This is a genomic window from Pseudomonas sp. NFR16 (genome assembly GCF_900108875.1).
Classification (GTDB): Bacteria; Pseudomonadota; Gammaproteobacteria; order Pseudomonadales; family Pseudomonadaceae; genus Aquipseudomonas.
The window spans coordinates 114,279-128,376 of sequence record NZ_FNYJ01000004.1; the positions used below are offsets into that span (position 1 = coordinate 114,279).

Below are 14,098 nucleotides of genomic sequence, written 5' to 3' on the forward strand. Positions count from 1 at the left end.
GTTGAACACCGTGCCATGAAAACAGGTGTTTATCCGTCCGGAAAGAACTTTCTACGCCGCTGCGCAAATATCTCCCAAAGCGCCGTCGATCCATGACACCCCGTTCCGGATCACCTCACGCGCTGATCGCTCCGACATCCGGTGGGCCTCGGCAATCCGCACCATCGTCCACTTCGCTCCGAAGTACCACCAGATGAATTCCCCCATCTGCTGATTACGCTTGATCAGGCGAGCAACCGTAGCATCCACCAGCATCGCAACATCGTCGGTGATCACGTAGCTCAACCCATCAGCGCATGGGTTTGCCTGGGCGATGACCGACGCCAGTTGAGAGACGTACCGAGGCACGCCCATCCCCGACATCCGCCAGCTACCCCACTGCTCCAGCAGATACTCGGTATCGCCCAGCGGCTTGTCTGTGTACGTACGCTTCTTCATGCGGCTTTCCTCGGGTCTGGGTCGCCCAGGCCGAACAGGTCGCGGAGCAACCGGTCAGCGGCGATGTTCTTGGCGTTTCCTTCCAGCAGCCAGCGCTGCCCGTAGTCGTGGAAGCCAATCTGTAAGCGGCTGGAGTGCCAGCTCGCGATCATGGTCAGCAGGGTGGCAAGTGCCGACGGCCCGCCCATCTTGACCTTGGCCAGCTCGTCACCGGCGATCTTGAGAAACTGGCATTCGATGTCGCTCATGGCTTTGCGCGGCGCTGCCGCTGAACCGTTATTCATGGCCGTCTCCTGGCTGGCGGGCGGCGCCTTCTTTGTTTTGGCTCCTCCCTTGGGATGGATATTGATTCGCGCTGAGAGCCGCGCCGTTAGCGGTCTGCGCGGCAGATGCCCCGAGGTTCTGTCCCGCATATGTCCCACCGTGAAAGACGGTAAAACCTTGCTGATCGAGGTGGGCATGCCAAGCCTCCAGCGCTTTGCGTTTCATGCCCTCGGCGGTGGTGTGGATGTAGGTGGCGTCCAGATCCTTCATGGCATGGTTCAGCAACATCTCGCCCACCATGTAATCCACCCCCAGGTCGGCCCATGCCGTTCGCGCCACCTTGCGCAAGTCGTGGCTCGACCATTCGCCCTTGCTCACGCTGACGAACACCGTGCACGCCTTGCTCGAACTCAGCGGCGCGCCGTTGTTGCCGGGGAACAACAAGGGGCCGGTGTAACCCCCACGGTGTTGCAGGTCGCGGTACCGCCGTAGGAGCGCGCAGGCCTGCTCGGTCAGCGGCAGCGTGTGTTCGGCCTTGGTCTTCGTGTCGTCGGCCGGGATAAACCACTGCCGGGTAACCAGGTTGATATTCTTCCAGCGCGCCAGCCGCGTCTCGCTCAGCCGGGTGCCGTGGCAAAGCATCATCAGCGGCAACATCACTTCAACCGGTGCTGCCTCGATCCGCTCGCCCAGTTCCTGTAGGAGCGCAGGCAGGTCATCACCACGCAGGCGCGCCGGTTTGGGCCTGATCCGCGTTCGCACGAAGTCAGTGAACTTGAGGTCGGCCATCGGGTTGACGGCGACATGCTTCAGCCGCGCGGCCTGCCGGAACGCAGCGGCCAGGACCCCATAGACCGAGCGCACGAAGGACAGCGCAAACCGCTCCTGCATCGGCCACATCAGAAGCCGATCCAGCGCCGAACGGTCGAGGCTCGCCAACTCCAGATCATGCAGGCGCGGCACCAGGTGACAGCGCAGCGCCGACAGCGCACTGGCCTTACGCTTGGCGGAAAGGCCACGGTCGCGGCCCATGCGGTCGGTGTACCAGGCCAGCACGTCGCCCACGGTGCGCCAGCTGGTGGTGGTGGACGTCGCGTCCGGATCGGCAGCGCGGCGTGCCAGAATCTCAGGCAAAGTGGCCTGCATCAGCTTGGCGTTGATTCCCGGATAACTGCCCGCCTTGCCCCACTTGCCGCCGATCACGACGTGCCATGAGCCGCGATTGCGATCAACCGTTGAGTACCGGAAGTGCAATTGCGGGTGGCGGGCATCACGCAGCGCCCGGACATGACCGAGTTGGGCGTGCCGACGAATCTCTGCGTCAGTCATCACTACGGTCAGCGTCTTGAGCAGATTATTCATAATCGGGTCTCCCCTTCGAACGACCGGTGAATCTCACCACTCGCCCCATTTCCACCTCTTCGTCGCTGGGCACCTTTCCACCGAACGGAACGAAGCGAACGAACTTGCCCTCCTGCTGAACCAGACACGTCCCTTGCTTCCCATGTCGGCACTTGCCGACGATCAGCTCAGTGACGCCGTTCTGGCCTTCTTCGCTTTCCATATCGCGGTGCACGAGGATCACCACATCGGCGTCTTGCTCGATCTGGCCGCTATCCCGGATGTCACTCGGCCGCGGGCGCTTGTCCGGACGGTTGGTTGGGCCGCGGTTGAGCTGCGCCAGCACGATTACAGGCACTTTGAGCTCCTTGGCCAGGTTCTTGAGAGCAGTGGATATCTTGCCCACCTCAAGCGTGCGGTTCTGTCCGCCGGCGCCGGCAATCAACGTGATGTAGTCCACCACGATGACGTCCAATCCCTCGCGGCGCTGGCATTGGCGGGCGATCGAACGGATACGTGCCACGGTCATCCCCGCCTGATCGCTGACGTAAAGTCGGGCTTTGGAGAGTTGAGCGACCGCGCCAGTGATCTTTGGCCAGTCGTCATCCTCCAACGTGTCACCCTCGTCCAACCGGGTAAGGTCAACGCTACCCAGCGAGGCGATGTTGCGCGTTACCAGCTCTTCCTTGGTCATCTCCAGACTGAACACCAGACCAGCGCCAGCGAGCTGTGTGGTGACGTGCTGGGCCATTTGAACGCCGAGGATGGTCTTACCTGACGCGGGCAGACCTGCCACGACGACCATGTTGCCGGGGCGCAGGCCGCGTATCAGCTTGTCCAGATCCGGGATACCGCTGGACAGTCCTTTCGACGCCGTCTTGTTAAATTTGGCGTCGATGGTGTCCGTCACGGTTATGAGGATGTCGCTGACTTTGTGATAGTCCGGCTCACCGTCCTCCAGATCGCGCAGGTCAGCCATAGCCTGCTGTCCGCGCGCGATGATCTCGGCGACCGGCAGATCATCATTGGCTGACTCGCTGATCGCATAGGCCGTCTCGACGACCTTGCGCAGCACTGCGCGTTCACGGATCACCCGTGCGTACGTCTTCCAGCTCGAGGTGCCTTGTGCATTCGCCTGGATGGTCGCCGCATAGCCCAACATGCTGTCGCCGCTGGGCAAATACGGGTGGTGCTCAGCGACCATCACCACGTCCACCGGATCGCCCGCTTCGTGGCAGTCAAGGATCGCCCGGAAGAGCGCTGCGTTTTCGATTTCGTGAAAATCGGACACGCTGACTTTCGTGCTGATTTCATCCAGCAGGTTTGGATCAATGAAGAGAGCGCCAAGCAGGCCATGCTCAGCGTCGACGTTGAACAGTTCGCGACTCATGCGGCACCTCGCGCGGATTCCCAGCGGAACAGCACTGCGAGGCCGCCCTTGTCGCGAAGCCGATCCACAGCCCGATCGCCCACGCACTGACGCAAATCAGCCATACCGAGGTTGGAGACGATGATGGTCGGCTTACGCTGCTCATATCGTCCATTGATGACCTCGAAAAGCACAGTGCGCTCGAAGTCAGTCCCGTGCTGAACGCCGATCTCATCGATCACCAGCAGATGCGGAGAGACGAGTTCGGCATAGACCTCAGACTCTGACCGGTTGCGATTTCCAAACGTGTCCTTTACCGAGCGGATGATGCCGCCAGCAGTGGTGTAGCGACCGATTAGCCCCTGCGAGCCAAAGTTTCTGATCAGCTGCTGCAGGATGCCGGTGGCCAAGTGAGTCTTGCCGGTGCCGACTTGACCCAGCAGCATCACCGAGCGGCCGACGCCGAAGTTCTCGCTGAACGCATCGACGTAACCGGTCGCCATATGCCAGGCGCGGAGCTTGTCCGGATTGTCGCCAGCCGCCCAGGTGTCGAGGGAGCAACTTTGGAAGCGCAACGGAATACCGGCATCGAGCAGGCGCTCGTTTGTCAGGCGGTCACGATGGGCCGTCACGCCGATGGCACGAATGACTGCATCGCGGGAGTGACGCTTGTCAAAGTTGCAGCGTGGGCATCCATACCAGTGAGGCTCAGTGCCGAATTGCTCAACAAGCGAGTCGTTGAACTGGCCATGGTCCACGCACTCACGCAGCGTGGTCTCGATGGTGTGTCGAATGATCATCAGAGATTCCCCGCGATTCGGTATTGGCCATCGGCGCCGAGCACGAGACCTTCCTCGTAGTCGATCTGGTCGAAGCCTGTGTGGCGGGAAGCCGAAGCTGCGGCAGGTTGAAGCTCATCCTCCCAGCGCCGACCGTGGAGCCAGGTGGTCGGATGAGGGATGTACTGCCCATTGCTTTTCAACCAGTCGATACTAGTGACTTGGCGTGCAAGCGCGGCAGTGATGACTGCGAGCATCTCCGGCGTCACACCGAGCTTCTTCCATGCAGCTTCTGCTTTGGCCTTTTGGACCTTTCGCGGGTACAGCTTCCAGAATACTGAGAACCCTTCTTTTGAATCCGATTTGCCCGTAGGTTTAGGTTCCTTGACTGGTTCAGAAGAGTGACTGGTTCTGGGGGCAGATTCCGCCCCATCCCCTCGGGCAGATTCCGCCCGAGGTAGGGCAGCTCCCGCCCCACCCCGGTCGTCTACCGCCCCACCATCAAGCGACAGATGGAACACATTTGACTGATTCAATTCGCCTTTGCGTCGGAACTCCCGCCGAAGCAGTCCGACCTGCTCAAGCTCCCGGATGTGCACCTTGACCGTCGACCGGCTGATCTCGCACTGATCCGCGATGTGCTGGTAGGACGGCCAGCACTCGCCCTGATCGCTGGCGTTGTCGGCAAGCTTGATGAGGACCAGTTTACGCAGCGGGTGGCCAACCTTTGTTTTCATGGCTTTGACCATCAGATCCATGCTCATTGCTTGGTCTCCCAGGCCGGAAACTGCTCGGTTTCTGGCTGCAGAACCAGCATTTCAAGATGCCGCTGGTTCACCGCCTTACGAAGTGCGTCAGGGTCCATTCCTGTAAGGCGACGCACCAATACGCGCAACGCGATTGCCGCGTGTGCAGCCTCGTGCCGTGCGTCCTGCATGAGCACCTCGACGCCCTCAGCTTCGTCGAACAGGATCTCTGCCACCAAGTCGGTGCCTACCCAGGCCTTGTAGGCCAACTGATCGTTCGTGAACTGCTCCATGTAGGCTTCGTTGATGACCATTGCTTGCTGGTCGACTTCAGGTTTATCGGGGATGCTCACAGGGACGTCTCCGGAGTGGATTTGAGATAGGAAAAGCGACCGTCCCAGGTCTTTTTCATGGGCAACTTCTGGTTCATGTAGAGGTCATGTAGCTTTTTTGCGCCTTCGATCAGCAGCACCAGGTCATAGCGGATAAAGGTCGACTGCCCTTCGCCACGGATCTTCCGCGGCTTCTCGGTCAGCCATTTTTTTTCGCGCGTCCGGCTGTACACCCTGTAATGAGGACGGGCGCCCGATTCGGCTTCGTTGAACACCCACCGCATTTCCATGAGGGTGTGTGAGATGAGCGAGCAGTTCACACCGTTCAAGCGCTTCACGAACTGGAAAGGCGTCTCGCCTGCCATGAAGAAGTCCTCAAGGCTGGCAATCTTCGCGGCCTGCCGCTTGTTTTCCAGCGCCAGCGCGGTTTTCTGCTCGGCCAGATCGGCAGCGAGCCGGAGCGCGCTCGGGAGATCTTCGGGCAACGTCGTATGAGTCTGGCCTTCTAGTTCTTGCCAGCGGTCGACTAGCGCGCCGGTGAACTCCGGACTGAGCTGAGCGACTACGACGAAGCTATCGCGCTTACCCCTTTCTCCTGAAAAAACGTACTGTTCTACCTTCTGGCCAAGGCGGTTTTTAACTTCCACCAATGGTGGGAGTTGAATCGCACCTTTCTCGGACAGTCGCTCAATGGTCCGCTTAACGCTGTCGTGACGAGCGTGGACCAGGTCGGCGATCTCCTGGGACGACATGGCTAACGCGTGGGTGGTGATGAGATTCATTGGCCACCCCCGATATTGATCGCATTGTGCGAAGCGCCCGTGTGGCGGGCCTTCCAGAGGAAGTTGCCGGTTGCGAAGGTGATCGACTCAAGTCGGCTCCCGATCTCGGTTGCGAGTGGGTTTTTCCAGCCGCCGTCGAGCGATGGGACGATCTGCGCCAGCAGGATCGAACGCAGTTCACTGAAGGTTGCTCGCGCTGCGTTGAGACGGGCCATTTGTTCAGCGGTAACCGTGACTTCGGAGAGAACTTCGCCCTCGATGACGAGAACAGCAGGATGTGCGTTCATTGAGCGCCCTCCGATGCTGCGCCACGATTTGACGCGCTGGCCTTTCGTGGCGCGGATTCGTTGCGCGCGATCTGCCCGAACAGATCGATCGCTGAGTCCGTACCTGGTGCTCCAGTGTCTCCAAGGTAGTTCGCGAGTTGCGCCAGCACGACAACGTCACGGCCGGCGTTGTGCTCCACGTCGCGCGAGATCGCCCGTGCAATAGCGGCAAACCACTCAAGTTGATCTCTGGCGGCGAGCATTTGGAACTCTGCCTCGTCGGCCAGCTCCTTAAGCGTTGGGATAGAGCTGTTCATTGCACACCGCCTTGGGCAGTCTGCATCTCAATCCCGTAAGTACCGCCATCCAGCAACGCCTTTGCGCTTTCCATGAGGAAGCCCACCGCGAACAGAACACTGCCGCTTGCGCCTTCAGGCTCATCGATGAATTGTTTGACGATGCCGATAACACCAGCCATTAAAGAGGAAGCCTCCTTCAATGCGTCGCCGCTGCCAGTGGATGGCATCAGCTGAAACATTTCACGGCCCAATGGCCCCCAAAATTTAGATTGATGAACTGTGTATCGCTCCAACGGGTCTTGCGCCGTTGCGATACCGATGGTATTTTCTGGACGTGACATATCGTTCCCCTTGAACGAAGAAGTACACAAAGTCCCCTGCAAGGGACTGGCTTTGATAACCCGCCTGCAAGCGGGTTTTCTGCTTTCTGGGAATCAGAAATGCAGATTCTGAAAGGACGCTTTAAGGCGGTCCGGTGATTCGAAGTGTCGTGCGCTTGTCGATAATCAAAATTCTGCCTTCCGAAAATTACTGTTCGTTGAGCCAGTGTTTTCAAGATACGTGCAGTATCTCAGCAAACGCCAACCAGTCTGGAGCCAGGGGAAAAGATGCTCGATTCCCGGCTTGGGAAGTCGCGAATCTCGAACGCCTTCGCCGTACCGTCCCCCACCTGATCCACAAAAATGGTCCTACCCGCCCTTAAGGCATTTGCGAGAGCGGGCGCCGTACAGCCGAGCATCTTTGCGGCTCCAAGCCTTCCCCGCTTCGCGATGAAGCCCGCTAAAGGGTTACTTCATGCGCGCCGCCGGCCATTACTGAGCACCACTGGATAGAATCACAGCGCCATCTGGCCGAGGTGTGCTATCCAGTGATTTAGGTGATGATTCGTTCAAGGTTTGGAGAGCTGCGAGTTCTGCAATCAGCGGGCATAGGTCTGACGCTAAGACGGCCCCGTTACTCTTCATTTGCGCGAGGATGGCTTTCTCCGGGCTGATTCTTTGCTGACCTGAAAGCCAGTAAGAAACTGTCGGTTGAGACACGCCGAGCACCTTCGCTGTGGCGGTCTGGCTCCCAAAATGAGAGATAAGCGCACTGATTGAATCGCTCAAAATTCAACTCCTGATAAGTCTTTTTATAGACTGCACAGAAGCAGACTTCTTTGCAACCCCATAAGTCCTCTTATAGGATAAGCGGATGAATCTTTCCGAACGAATCAAAGCAGCACGCAAACACGCGGGCCTCACGCAGAAGCAACTCGCGTTCAAGGTTGGCATCGCGCAAACCGCGATCAGCCAACTCGAATCTGGAAAAACGCTGCGGTCAACTTATCTATTCAACATTGCCGAAGCCTGCGATGTGTCTGGTGGTTGGCTCGCTACCGGTTCAGGGAATATGACGGACTTGAGCCCCATTGAGGCGAGACTCCGTCAGGAAGCGGCTTTTGCCGAAAAGGTCCTATCGGAGCAGGGTGAAAATGATGACGCTCCAGATCCTGGCGTCTCCGTCGCACTAGAGCCTATTGAAGTCTGGGATGATCAAACGCCATTGGACGATGACGAGGTCGAGATTCCATTTTTGAGGGAAGTTGAGTTGTCAGCAGGTAGCGGCAGGACTGTTATCGAACAAAGCTCGACGGCCAAACTCCGGTTTGGCAAACGGTCCCTGAGATCCCAAGGTGTGCAATTTGACCAGGCTGTCTGCGTTGTGGTGAGTGGCAACTCCATGGAACCGGTTTTACCGCATGGCAGCACCGTCGGCGTTAACACCGGGCAAACAGCGGTGACTGACGGGAAAATCTATGCCCTGAAGCACGATGGTCAGCTCAGAGTAAAAACCCTGTATAGAGTTCCAGGTGGCGGAATCCGGATGCGCAGCTTCAACCAGTTGGAGCACCCTGACGAGGTCTACACCGCAGCTGAAATGGCCGCTCGTGAGATAGAAATCATTGGGAGAGTCTTCTGGGGAGCATCATTTTTCTGAATTTAGCTTGGAAGTAGAAGCCCGCTCTGGCGGGCTTTTTTGTGCCTGAGTGGTCTTCATAAGCAAAAATATGAGCTAACTTCTTGACTCGAATTATCAACCTGCTTATATTCTGAATCATTCCAACGGATTGAGGACTCATTGAAATGAGCACACTTATCACATTCGGCGAACTCCAGGGCACCACCGGAATTCTTGCCGAACAAGAGCTACGGGCTGCAATGGCGATTAGTACCGGTCTTTCAGGCAAGCAAGCTGCTCGCGAAATGGGCTGCGCTCCAAGCACCGTGAAAAAGACAGTTGAGCGCATTTTCTTCAAGCTCGGCGTTTCGAACCGTGCAGCTCTTGTTGCTGAAGCTTTCAGGCTTGGCCTGATCGTTTTCTCCACAGGTATGACCCCTTCCCCGCAGCAGCACCACGACCAGGACTCTCACGATGGCGTATTCCTCGCGTGATCAGCGGCGTGCGCTTGTGCGCGAGCGCAGTCCGGTGATCAGCGTCGACTGACCCACAACCCAACTGACTTTTTGCGAAAGCCAACAAACGCGGCCGGGATTCGTTCGGCCTGAAAAATGGAGAAATACCATGCTGATCCTTACCCGGCGACCAAGCGAATCAATCCACCTGGGCGACGAGATTGTCGTCACCCTTCTCAGCGTCCAAGGCTTACAGGCTCGGCTCGGCATCCAGGCGCCAACCAGCGTGGCTGTCCATCGCGACGAGGTGTATGCCCGCATTCAGCGCGAGCTCGGCGCCAGCGGCCCTACCCAGATCGACGATCGTGTGAAGGAAGTGGCCGCCGACATGGACCCGCGCAAAGTTTTCACCACCCTGAACCCTGGCGGCTTCCGCAGGGAGGATCTCGAGTTCAGCGGCACCGGCTTCGCCGATGAGTATGCCCAGCGCTCTTACGTGGTGTTCCTCAGCGGCTATCGCGCTGCGTTGGAGGCTGAGAAATGCGCCTCCTAATCCTCGCCCTGCTGCTCTCGCTGGCCAGCCTCGCCCGCGCTGATCAGCCCCAAGTGCCGATAGACATTCAGCACGACAGCAAACGATCGGTGACTTGCTACATCACCGTGCAAGGCGGCATCTCATGTCTGCCTGATTCGCTTCTACAGCAGGCCGCCCCTAAACCCCAGCAGAACCGTGCATCACCGGCCGGCGCGACACTTGAAAATGGCGGCTTGCTGGCCGCCCCGCTCCCACAGGATGAGAGGCTGCAGCTATGACAATCGCTACCGCCGAAGGCAGCCCTCTGAAGCTGCAAACCGAACTTGGCAGCCTGGGCGAGCGCCTTATCCGCTTCGGCCAGGCGCTGCAAAACCCAGAAACCACCGTTGGCCAGCTCACCAGCTTGGCCAACGCCTGCGGCATTGAATTAAAGATGCGGGCCGTCGCCGAGTCAGGGAGGTCGGGATGAAATCGCACACCAGCCGCACCAACATCACCACCTACCGGGCGACAGTGCCGGCAGCCGAGGTAACCGCGGCGCTGTGCGAGATCCTCGCGAAGCAGCACGGGCTCAGCCTGGAGGGCACCAATGCCCGATGCCGCGGTTTTCACTTCAGCAAATCCACCGGTGGCGCCGGCAACGAAACGGGTTGGGAGATCGAGGTGATCGTCGACCATTCGCAGGAGACGGATCGTGCGCAAGAAGTGGACACCTGAGTGCGACGCCAAGCTGCGGGCCATGTACGCCGATTGCGAAATGGCTGAGATATGCAGCGCGCTAGGGCGTTCCGTATCAGCCATACGCGGGCACGCATCGAAGCTGGGGCTGCGCCGGACTAACAGCCCTGACATCCGCGAGAGAGGCCTTCGTCACAGCGAGCGGATGATCGAAAAGCGCAGAAACGGCTACAGGAACACAACAAGGGTGGAAGTAGGGGAAGTGCGCATTCAGGGCGGCCGTCCTATGTGTAAGGTCTCAGACACAGGTGACGCCAACGTCGACTGGATTCCCGCTGCGCGCGCCGCGTGGATATCGCTCAAAGGCCCGATAGCGCCCGGATACAACGTGATCTGCAAAGACGGCAACCGTAGCAACACCGAAGCAGACAATCTCGAGCTCATCACCGTGCAAGAGAAGATCTCCCGTAACAGCATCGCTCGCTATCCGCTGACCTATCAAAGGGCAGCACAAGCCCTCGGCCGATTTGTGGCCAAGTTAAAACGACTGGAGAAAGAGCATGAAAAATCTGAATGACTTGCGAGACATCTTGGGCCGAACGATGGAGGGAGTCCTCACTGGAAAAGTGAACACAGACCAAGCAAAGGCCATTGCGGCCGTCGCTGCCGAGGTTAACCAAACCGCGAAGTTGGAAATTGATATGGCGCGGGCTACTGATGGTGACTTCAAGGGTAGCGGTTTCATCGATGTCGATCCTCAGCCGCGGCGCCCAGGCATCGGCCGGGACTGACGTATCAGCTTCAAGGCGAACAGAAAACCTGACGAATCAGGGGTAGGACCGAATGCGCTACATGACCATCAGGAAATTCGCCAGCGAGTCTGGCTACAGCGAGGACGCTATTCGCTCGAAGATCCGTGATGGAATTTGGCGGCTTGGCGAAATCTGGTTCAGGGCTCCGGACGGCCGGACGCTGATAGACACACAGGGATATGAATCATGGGTAGAGACGGGCGGGGAGTTCGGGCGATCTCCGATTCGAGCATCGAAATCACGTTCATGTATCGGGGCGTCCGGTGCCGCGAGCGCATCACGCTCAAGCCCACCGCCACTAACCTGAAGAAGGCCGAGCAGCACAAGGCGGCGATCGAGCATGCAATTTCGATCGGCACCTTCGATTACTCGGTCACCTTCCCAGGCTCGGCAAGGGCAGCGAAGTTTGCGCCTGAAGCCTCGCAAGAGACTGTCGCCGGGTTCCTCACCAGGTGGCTCGCATCGAAAAAGAAGCACCTTTCCAGCAGCACTTTCGAGGGTTATCGCAAGCTCGTGGAGCACCGGCTTGTGCCAGCCCTCGGCGCGCACATGATGGTCGATCTGAAGCGGAAGATCATCAAGGACTGGCTTGACACTTTGGAGATCGGCAACAAGACGCTGAGCAACATTCAGAGCTGCCTGCGCTCAGCGATGACCGAAGCGGTCGACGAGGAGTTGATCGAGAACAACCCTATGGCTGGCTGGACGTATAAACGCAAGGCCGCACCGACAGATGAAGATGATGTCGATCCGTTCAGCCCAGAAGAGCAGCGCGCGATCATTGCTGCCGTCACCGGACAGGCCGCCAACCTTGTGCAGTTTGCGTTGTGGACCGGACTACGCACGAGCGAGCTGGTAGCTCTGGATTGGGGCGATGTGGATTGGATTCGCGGCGAGGTGATGATCACCCGGGCAATGACACAAGCGTCGAAGGGAGCAGCGGAGATACCGAAGACTGCTGCTGGCCGGCGAGCAGTAAAGCTACTGGGGCCAGCGATGGCGGCGTTGAAAGCGCAGAAGGAGCACACCTTTCTGGCTGGGGATGAGGTGTTTCAGAATCCTCGGACGCTCGAACGCTGGGCCGGCGACGGTCCGATCCGGAAAACGATGTGGGCTCACGCAGTAAAGAAGGCAGGCGTCCGGTACCGGCGGCCTTACCAAACGAGACACACCTACGCCTCAATGATGCTATCCGCCGGCGAGCACCCTATGTGGGTCGCCAAGCAGATGGGTCATAGCGACTGGACGATGATTGCGCGGGTATACGGCCGTTGGATGCCGGCAAGTGGTGAGGATGCTGGTGCCAAAGCAGAAAGGATCTTTTTCCAGCGATCCGAAACGAAGGTCAAACTGTTGGTTGAAGCTGGCGACCCACCATAGCCGGTGATAGATTGGGGACCATAACCTCAACCACACCCAGGAGCGATTCCAAGCGTAGCCTGGGACGAAAGGGACTTCACAATGCTTCAAAGTGGCTATCTCAATTTCTTTGCTGTGAACAAATGTGGACTGTACCGCCATTTCAGTGACATCCCTAAAGGGCTGGATCTAGCTGATGCTTTCGCTAGGCTTAAGGAATGGAAAGATGATCGTAATTTCGAAGCCACAAACCCGTGGGATTCATCTAAATATAAAAATAAAACGCACTGTTATTGTCACGCAATTCATAGTGATAGTGAGACTGGAGACTTCTTTCTAGTATTATGGAAGGGTGATTCCGACCGCCACGGCCCGTTATACGGCATCACAGTTAACCCAGACGGCTCTATAGAACAAGTGGTTGAACAGACCAAGGCAAAAGGAAGCAAGCAAATGATCTGGGGGAGGCCTTGCTACTACTGGGTTGTCCCCGAGCTAAACATAGTTGCCTCCTTAAAATTTGACAACTCTAGAACCGACTCAGCGATGTTTCAAGACTGGGTGAGCGGGTGCTTGAACTTCCGAGTCCCATTACCCGAATATGTTGTCTCAACGACCGAAAAAGGTTTTACTAGATTCGAATTAAACGACGATGATGATCCATATAAATACTACTTCCAATTTGATGTATCGATGAAGTCCCTATCGACATCATCCGCAGAAATGCAAGAACTAGCGAGAAAAGTCACGCAAATAGTCAGACGCGAGACTGTCTCGATCAAAGACGTGAATAAAAGAAAGGGGTTTGCGAAGCTCTTTCAAAACTTCGAGGTGCCTTACATATCTGCTGAAGACAACTCGATCCGTCAAGTTGAGCTAAGGATAGAAGCAAAGCCCACAGTTGAAGAGCTCGAGCAGATCATCGAGACTTACGCTGCAAATCATGACACAAAATCATGGGAAGATGTCGGCTTCGTATTAGACAAGTCAAACTCTATAGTATGGGCAAGTAAATACAGGCTGACCGATCACATTTCACTGGACGATGATAATCAACCGGTTTTCAAAGCAGATGAAATTTATGCTAAAGTAAAAGAAAACCGAGAGCGTTATCTGGCACCAATCAGGAGAGATATGCTACCGAAGCAGGACATCGCTAATGGTTAAGTTGATTATCATGGCCCTAGTAGCATCTGCCGTTGGAGGCGCGGCTTTTGCTCAACGCCTAGGGTTCAGCTATTCCGATTTCAAAGACTACTGCAATATTTTGTTATCCATTTCTGGCATGGTATTCACGATAATGGGCATATGGATAGCATTTGTTTATCCCAATGCTATAAAGAGGCTGCAAGACCCTGACAAGATCAAAATCGCTGATTTCACCGCTACAATGCAAGATACGCGCAGGCTGGAGAGCATCGTGGGAAGCATTATGGAATCAGGATCGGTGGCACTCTGCATAACACTCATATATCTGTGCAAACTTTTAGTCAGCGGCATCCCTGCTTATATTGAATACAGAGAGGTAGCAAAGGCCGCCAGCTTAGGTGTGATTATCTTTCTCACGCTAGTGCAATGCTCCGCCATCTTCAGCGTAATTTACGCGAATTACCTTTTTATCGGCGACCTCCACACTCGACGAGAGGTGCAGGAAAGGAAATCAGACGTTCGTTAATGACAGCTTTATGCCAGCCTTTTGGCT

At 57.0% G+C, this 14,098-nt stretch carries 22 protein-coding genes and 2 pseudogenes; 11 read left to right on the forward strand and 13 right to left on the reverse strand.

All coding sequences use genetic code 11. The features are described 5' to 3' along the window. Positions 1-51: 51 nt before the first annotated feature. The 13 genes and pseudogenes from BMZ10_RS16540 to BMZ10_RS16595 form a co-directional block, all read right to left on the reverse strand. Positions 52-438 carry an antiterminator Q family protein gene (locus BMZ10_RS16540; RefSeq protein WP_093464482.1) on the reverse strand — a complete coding sequence of 129 codons (387 nt, stop codon included), beginning with the start codon at positions 436-438 and terminating at the stop codon, positions 52-54. After that, positions 435-722 (reverse strand): hypothetical protein, encoded by a 288-nt coding sequence (locus BMZ10_RS16545; protein WP_093464484.1) that lies wholly within the window; start codon positions 720-722, stop codon positions 435-437. The genes BMZ10_RS16540 and BMZ10_RS16545 overlap by 4 nt, the downstream gene beginning before the upstream one ends. Beyond that, positions 715-2,064, reverse strand: a complete 1,350-nt coding sequence (locus BMZ10_RS16550) for a tyrosine-type recombinase/integrase (protein WP_093464486.1) — start codon at positions 2,062-2,064, stop codon at positions 715-717. The genes BMZ10_RS16545 and BMZ10_RS16550 overlap by 8 nt, the downstream gene beginning before the upstream one ends. Continuing rightward, entirely contained in the window at positions 2,057-3,433 is a 1,377-nt protein-coding gene (locus tag BMZ10_RS16555) for a replicative DNA helicase (protein ID WP_093464488.1), read from the reverse strand. Before BMZ10_RS16555 ends, BMZ10_RS16550 begins: the two co-directional genes overlap by 8 nt. Further along, a complete protein-coding gene (locus BMZ10_RS16560) occupies positions 3,430-4,212 on the reverse strand; it encodes an ATP-binding protein (protein ID WP_093464490.1) in 783 nt (260 codons plus the stop codon). The genes BMZ10_RS16555 and BMZ10_RS16560 overlap by 4 nt, the downstream gene beginning before the upstream one ends. After that, on the reverse strand, positions 4,212-4,955 hold the full coding sequence (locus BMZ10_RS16565; protein WP_093464492.1) for a helix-turn-helix domain-containing protein: 744 nt from the start codon (positions 4,953-4,955) through the stop codon (positions 4,212-4,214). The genes BMZ10_RS16560 and BMZ10_RS16565 overlap by 1 nt, the downstream gene beginning before the upstream one ends. Further along, complete coding sequence (locus BMZ10_RS16570; RefSeq protein ID WP_256214522.1) at positions 4,952-5,290, reverse strand: hypothetical protein; 339 nt, start codon at positions 5,288-5,290, stop codon at positions 4,952-4,954. The genes BMZ10_RS16565 and BMZ10_RS16570 overlap by 4 nt, the downstream gene beginning before the upstream one ends. Beyond that, complete coding sequence (locus BMZ10_RS16575) at positions 5,287-6,051, reverse strand: Rha family transcriptional regulator (protein ID WP_093464494.1); 765 nt, start codon at positions 6,049-6,051, stop codon at positions 5,287-5,289. The genes BMZ10_RS16570 and BMZ10_RS16575 overlap by 4 nt, the downstream gene beginning before the upstream one ends. After that, entirely contained in the window at positions 6,048-6,338 is a 291-nt protein-coding gene (locus BMZ10_RS16580; protein WP_093464496.1) for a hypothetical protein, read from the reverse strand. Before BMZ10_RS16580 ends, BMZ10_RS16575 begins: the two co-directional genes overlap by 4 nt. Next, positions 6,335-6,634 carry a hypothetical protein gene (locus tag BMZ10_RS16585; protein ID WP_093464498.1) on the reverse strand — a complete coding sequence of 100 codons (300 nt, stop codon included), beginning with the start codon at positions 6,632-6,634 and terminating at the stop codon, positions 6,335-6,337. The genes BMZ10_RS16580 and BMZ10_RS16585 overlap by 4 nt, the downstream gene beginning before the upstream one ends. Then, a complete protein-coding gene (locus BMZ10_RS27480) occupies positions 6,631-6,957 on the reverse strand; it encodes a hypothetical protein (RefSeq protein ID WP_143070299.1) in 327 nt (108 codons plus the stop codon). The genes BMZ10_RS16585 and BMZ10_RS27480 overlap by 4 nt, the downstream gene beginning before the upstream one ends. Before the next feature lie 230 nt (positions 6,958-7,187). Beyond that, positions 7,188-7,391: pseudogene (locus BMZ10_RS16590) on the reverse strand (Cro/CI family transcriptional regulator); the annotation flags it as partial. A 37-nt stretch (positions 7,392-7,428) separates the two neighbouring features. Continuing rightward, a complete protein-coding gene (locus tag BMZ10_RS16595; RefSeq protein WP_093464503.1) occupies positions 7,429-7,725 on the reverse strand; it encodes a transcriptional regulator in 297 nt (98 codons plus the stop codon). An 85-nt stretch (positions 7,726-7,810) separates the two neighbouring features. On the opposite strand from BMZ10_RS16595, the gene BMZ10_RS16600 reads away from it, so the two are divergent. From BMZ10_RS16600 to BMZ10_RS16650, 11 genes and pseudogenes are all read left to right on the forward strand, one after another. After that, complete coding sequence (locus BMZ10_RS16600; RefSeq protein WP_093464506.1) at positions 7,811-8,596, forward strand: XRE family transcriptional regulator; 786 nt, start codon at positions 7,811-7,813, stop codon at positions 8,594-8,596. Positions 8,597-8,742: 146 nt separating this feature from the next. Then, positions 8,743-9,051, forward strand: a complete 309-nt coding sequence (locus tag BMZ10_RS16605) for a response regulator transcription factor (RefSeq protein ID WP_093464509.1) — start codon at positions 8,743-8,745, stop codon at positions 9,049-9,051. A 130-nt stretch (positions 9,052-9,181) separates the two neighbouring features. Then, a pseudogene (csrA, locus tag BMZ10_RS28025) lies at positions 9,182-9,367 on the forward strand (carbon storage regulator CsrA); the annotation flags it as partial. 185 nt (positions 9,368-9,552) lie between these two features. Next, positions 9,553-9,825: a hypothetical protein gene (locus BMZ10_RS16615; protein ID WP_093464515.1), complete on the forward strand. Its 273-nt coding sequence runs from the start codon at positions 9,553-9,555 to the stop codon at positions 9,823-9,825. Continuing rightward, a complete protein-coding gene (locus BMZ10_RS16620) occupies positions 9,822-10,016 on the forward strand; it encodes a hypothetical protein (protein WP_093464518.1) in 195 nt (64 codons plus the stop codon). The genes BMZ10_RS16615 and BMZ10_RS16620 overlap by 4 nt, the downstream gene beginning before the upstream one ends. Beyond that, positions 10,013-10,264, forward strand: a complete 252-nt coding sequence (locus BMZ10_RS16625) for a hypothetical protein (RefSeq protein ID WP_093464521.1) — start codon at positions 10,013-10,015, stop codon at positions 10,262-10,264. Before BMZ10_RS16620 ends, BMZ10_RS16625 begins: the two co-directional genes overlap by 4 nt. Beyond that, positions 10,242-10,802 carry an HNH endonuclease gene (locus tag BMZ10_RS16630; RefSeq protein ID WP_093464524.1) on the forward strand — a complete coding sequence of 187 codons (561 nt, stop codon included), beginning with the start codon at positions 10,242-10,244 and terminating at the stop codon, positions 10,800-10,802. The genes BMZ10_RS16625 and BMZ10_RS16630 overlap by 23 nt, the downstream gene beginning before the upstream one ends. Next, positions 10,786-11,016, forward strand: a complete 231-nt coding sequence (locus BMZ10_RS16635; protein ID WP_093464530.1) for a hypothetical protein — start codon at positions 10,786-10,788, stop codon at positions 11,014-11,016. The genes BMZ10_RS16630 and BMZ10_RS16635 overlap by 17 nt, the downstream gene beginning before the upstream one ends. 207 nt (positions 11,017-11,223) lie before the next feature. Beyond that, a complete protein-coding gene (locus BMZ10_RS16640; RefSeq protein WP_093464534.1) occupies positions 11,224-12,417 on the forward strand; it encodes an Arm DNA-binding domain-containing protein in 1,194 nt (397 codons plus the stop codon). Between the two features lie 81 nt (positions 12,418-12,498). Continuing rightward, positions 12,499-13,563 (forward strand): hypothetical protein, encoded by a 1,065-nt coding sequence (locus BMZ10_RS16645; protein ID WP_143070301.1) that lies wholly within the window; start codon positions 12,499-12,501, stop codon positions 13,561-13,563. Then, on the forward strand, positions 13,556-14,071 hold the full coding sequence (locus tag BMZ10_RS16650) for a hypothetical protein (RefSeq protein WP_093464540.1): 516 nt from the start codon (positions 13,556-13,558) through the stop codon (positions 14,069-14,071). The genes BMZ10_RS16645 and BMZ10_RS16650 overlap by 8 nt, the downstream gene beginning before the upstream one ends. The last annotated feature ends 27 nt before the right edge of the window (positions 14,072-14,098 follow it).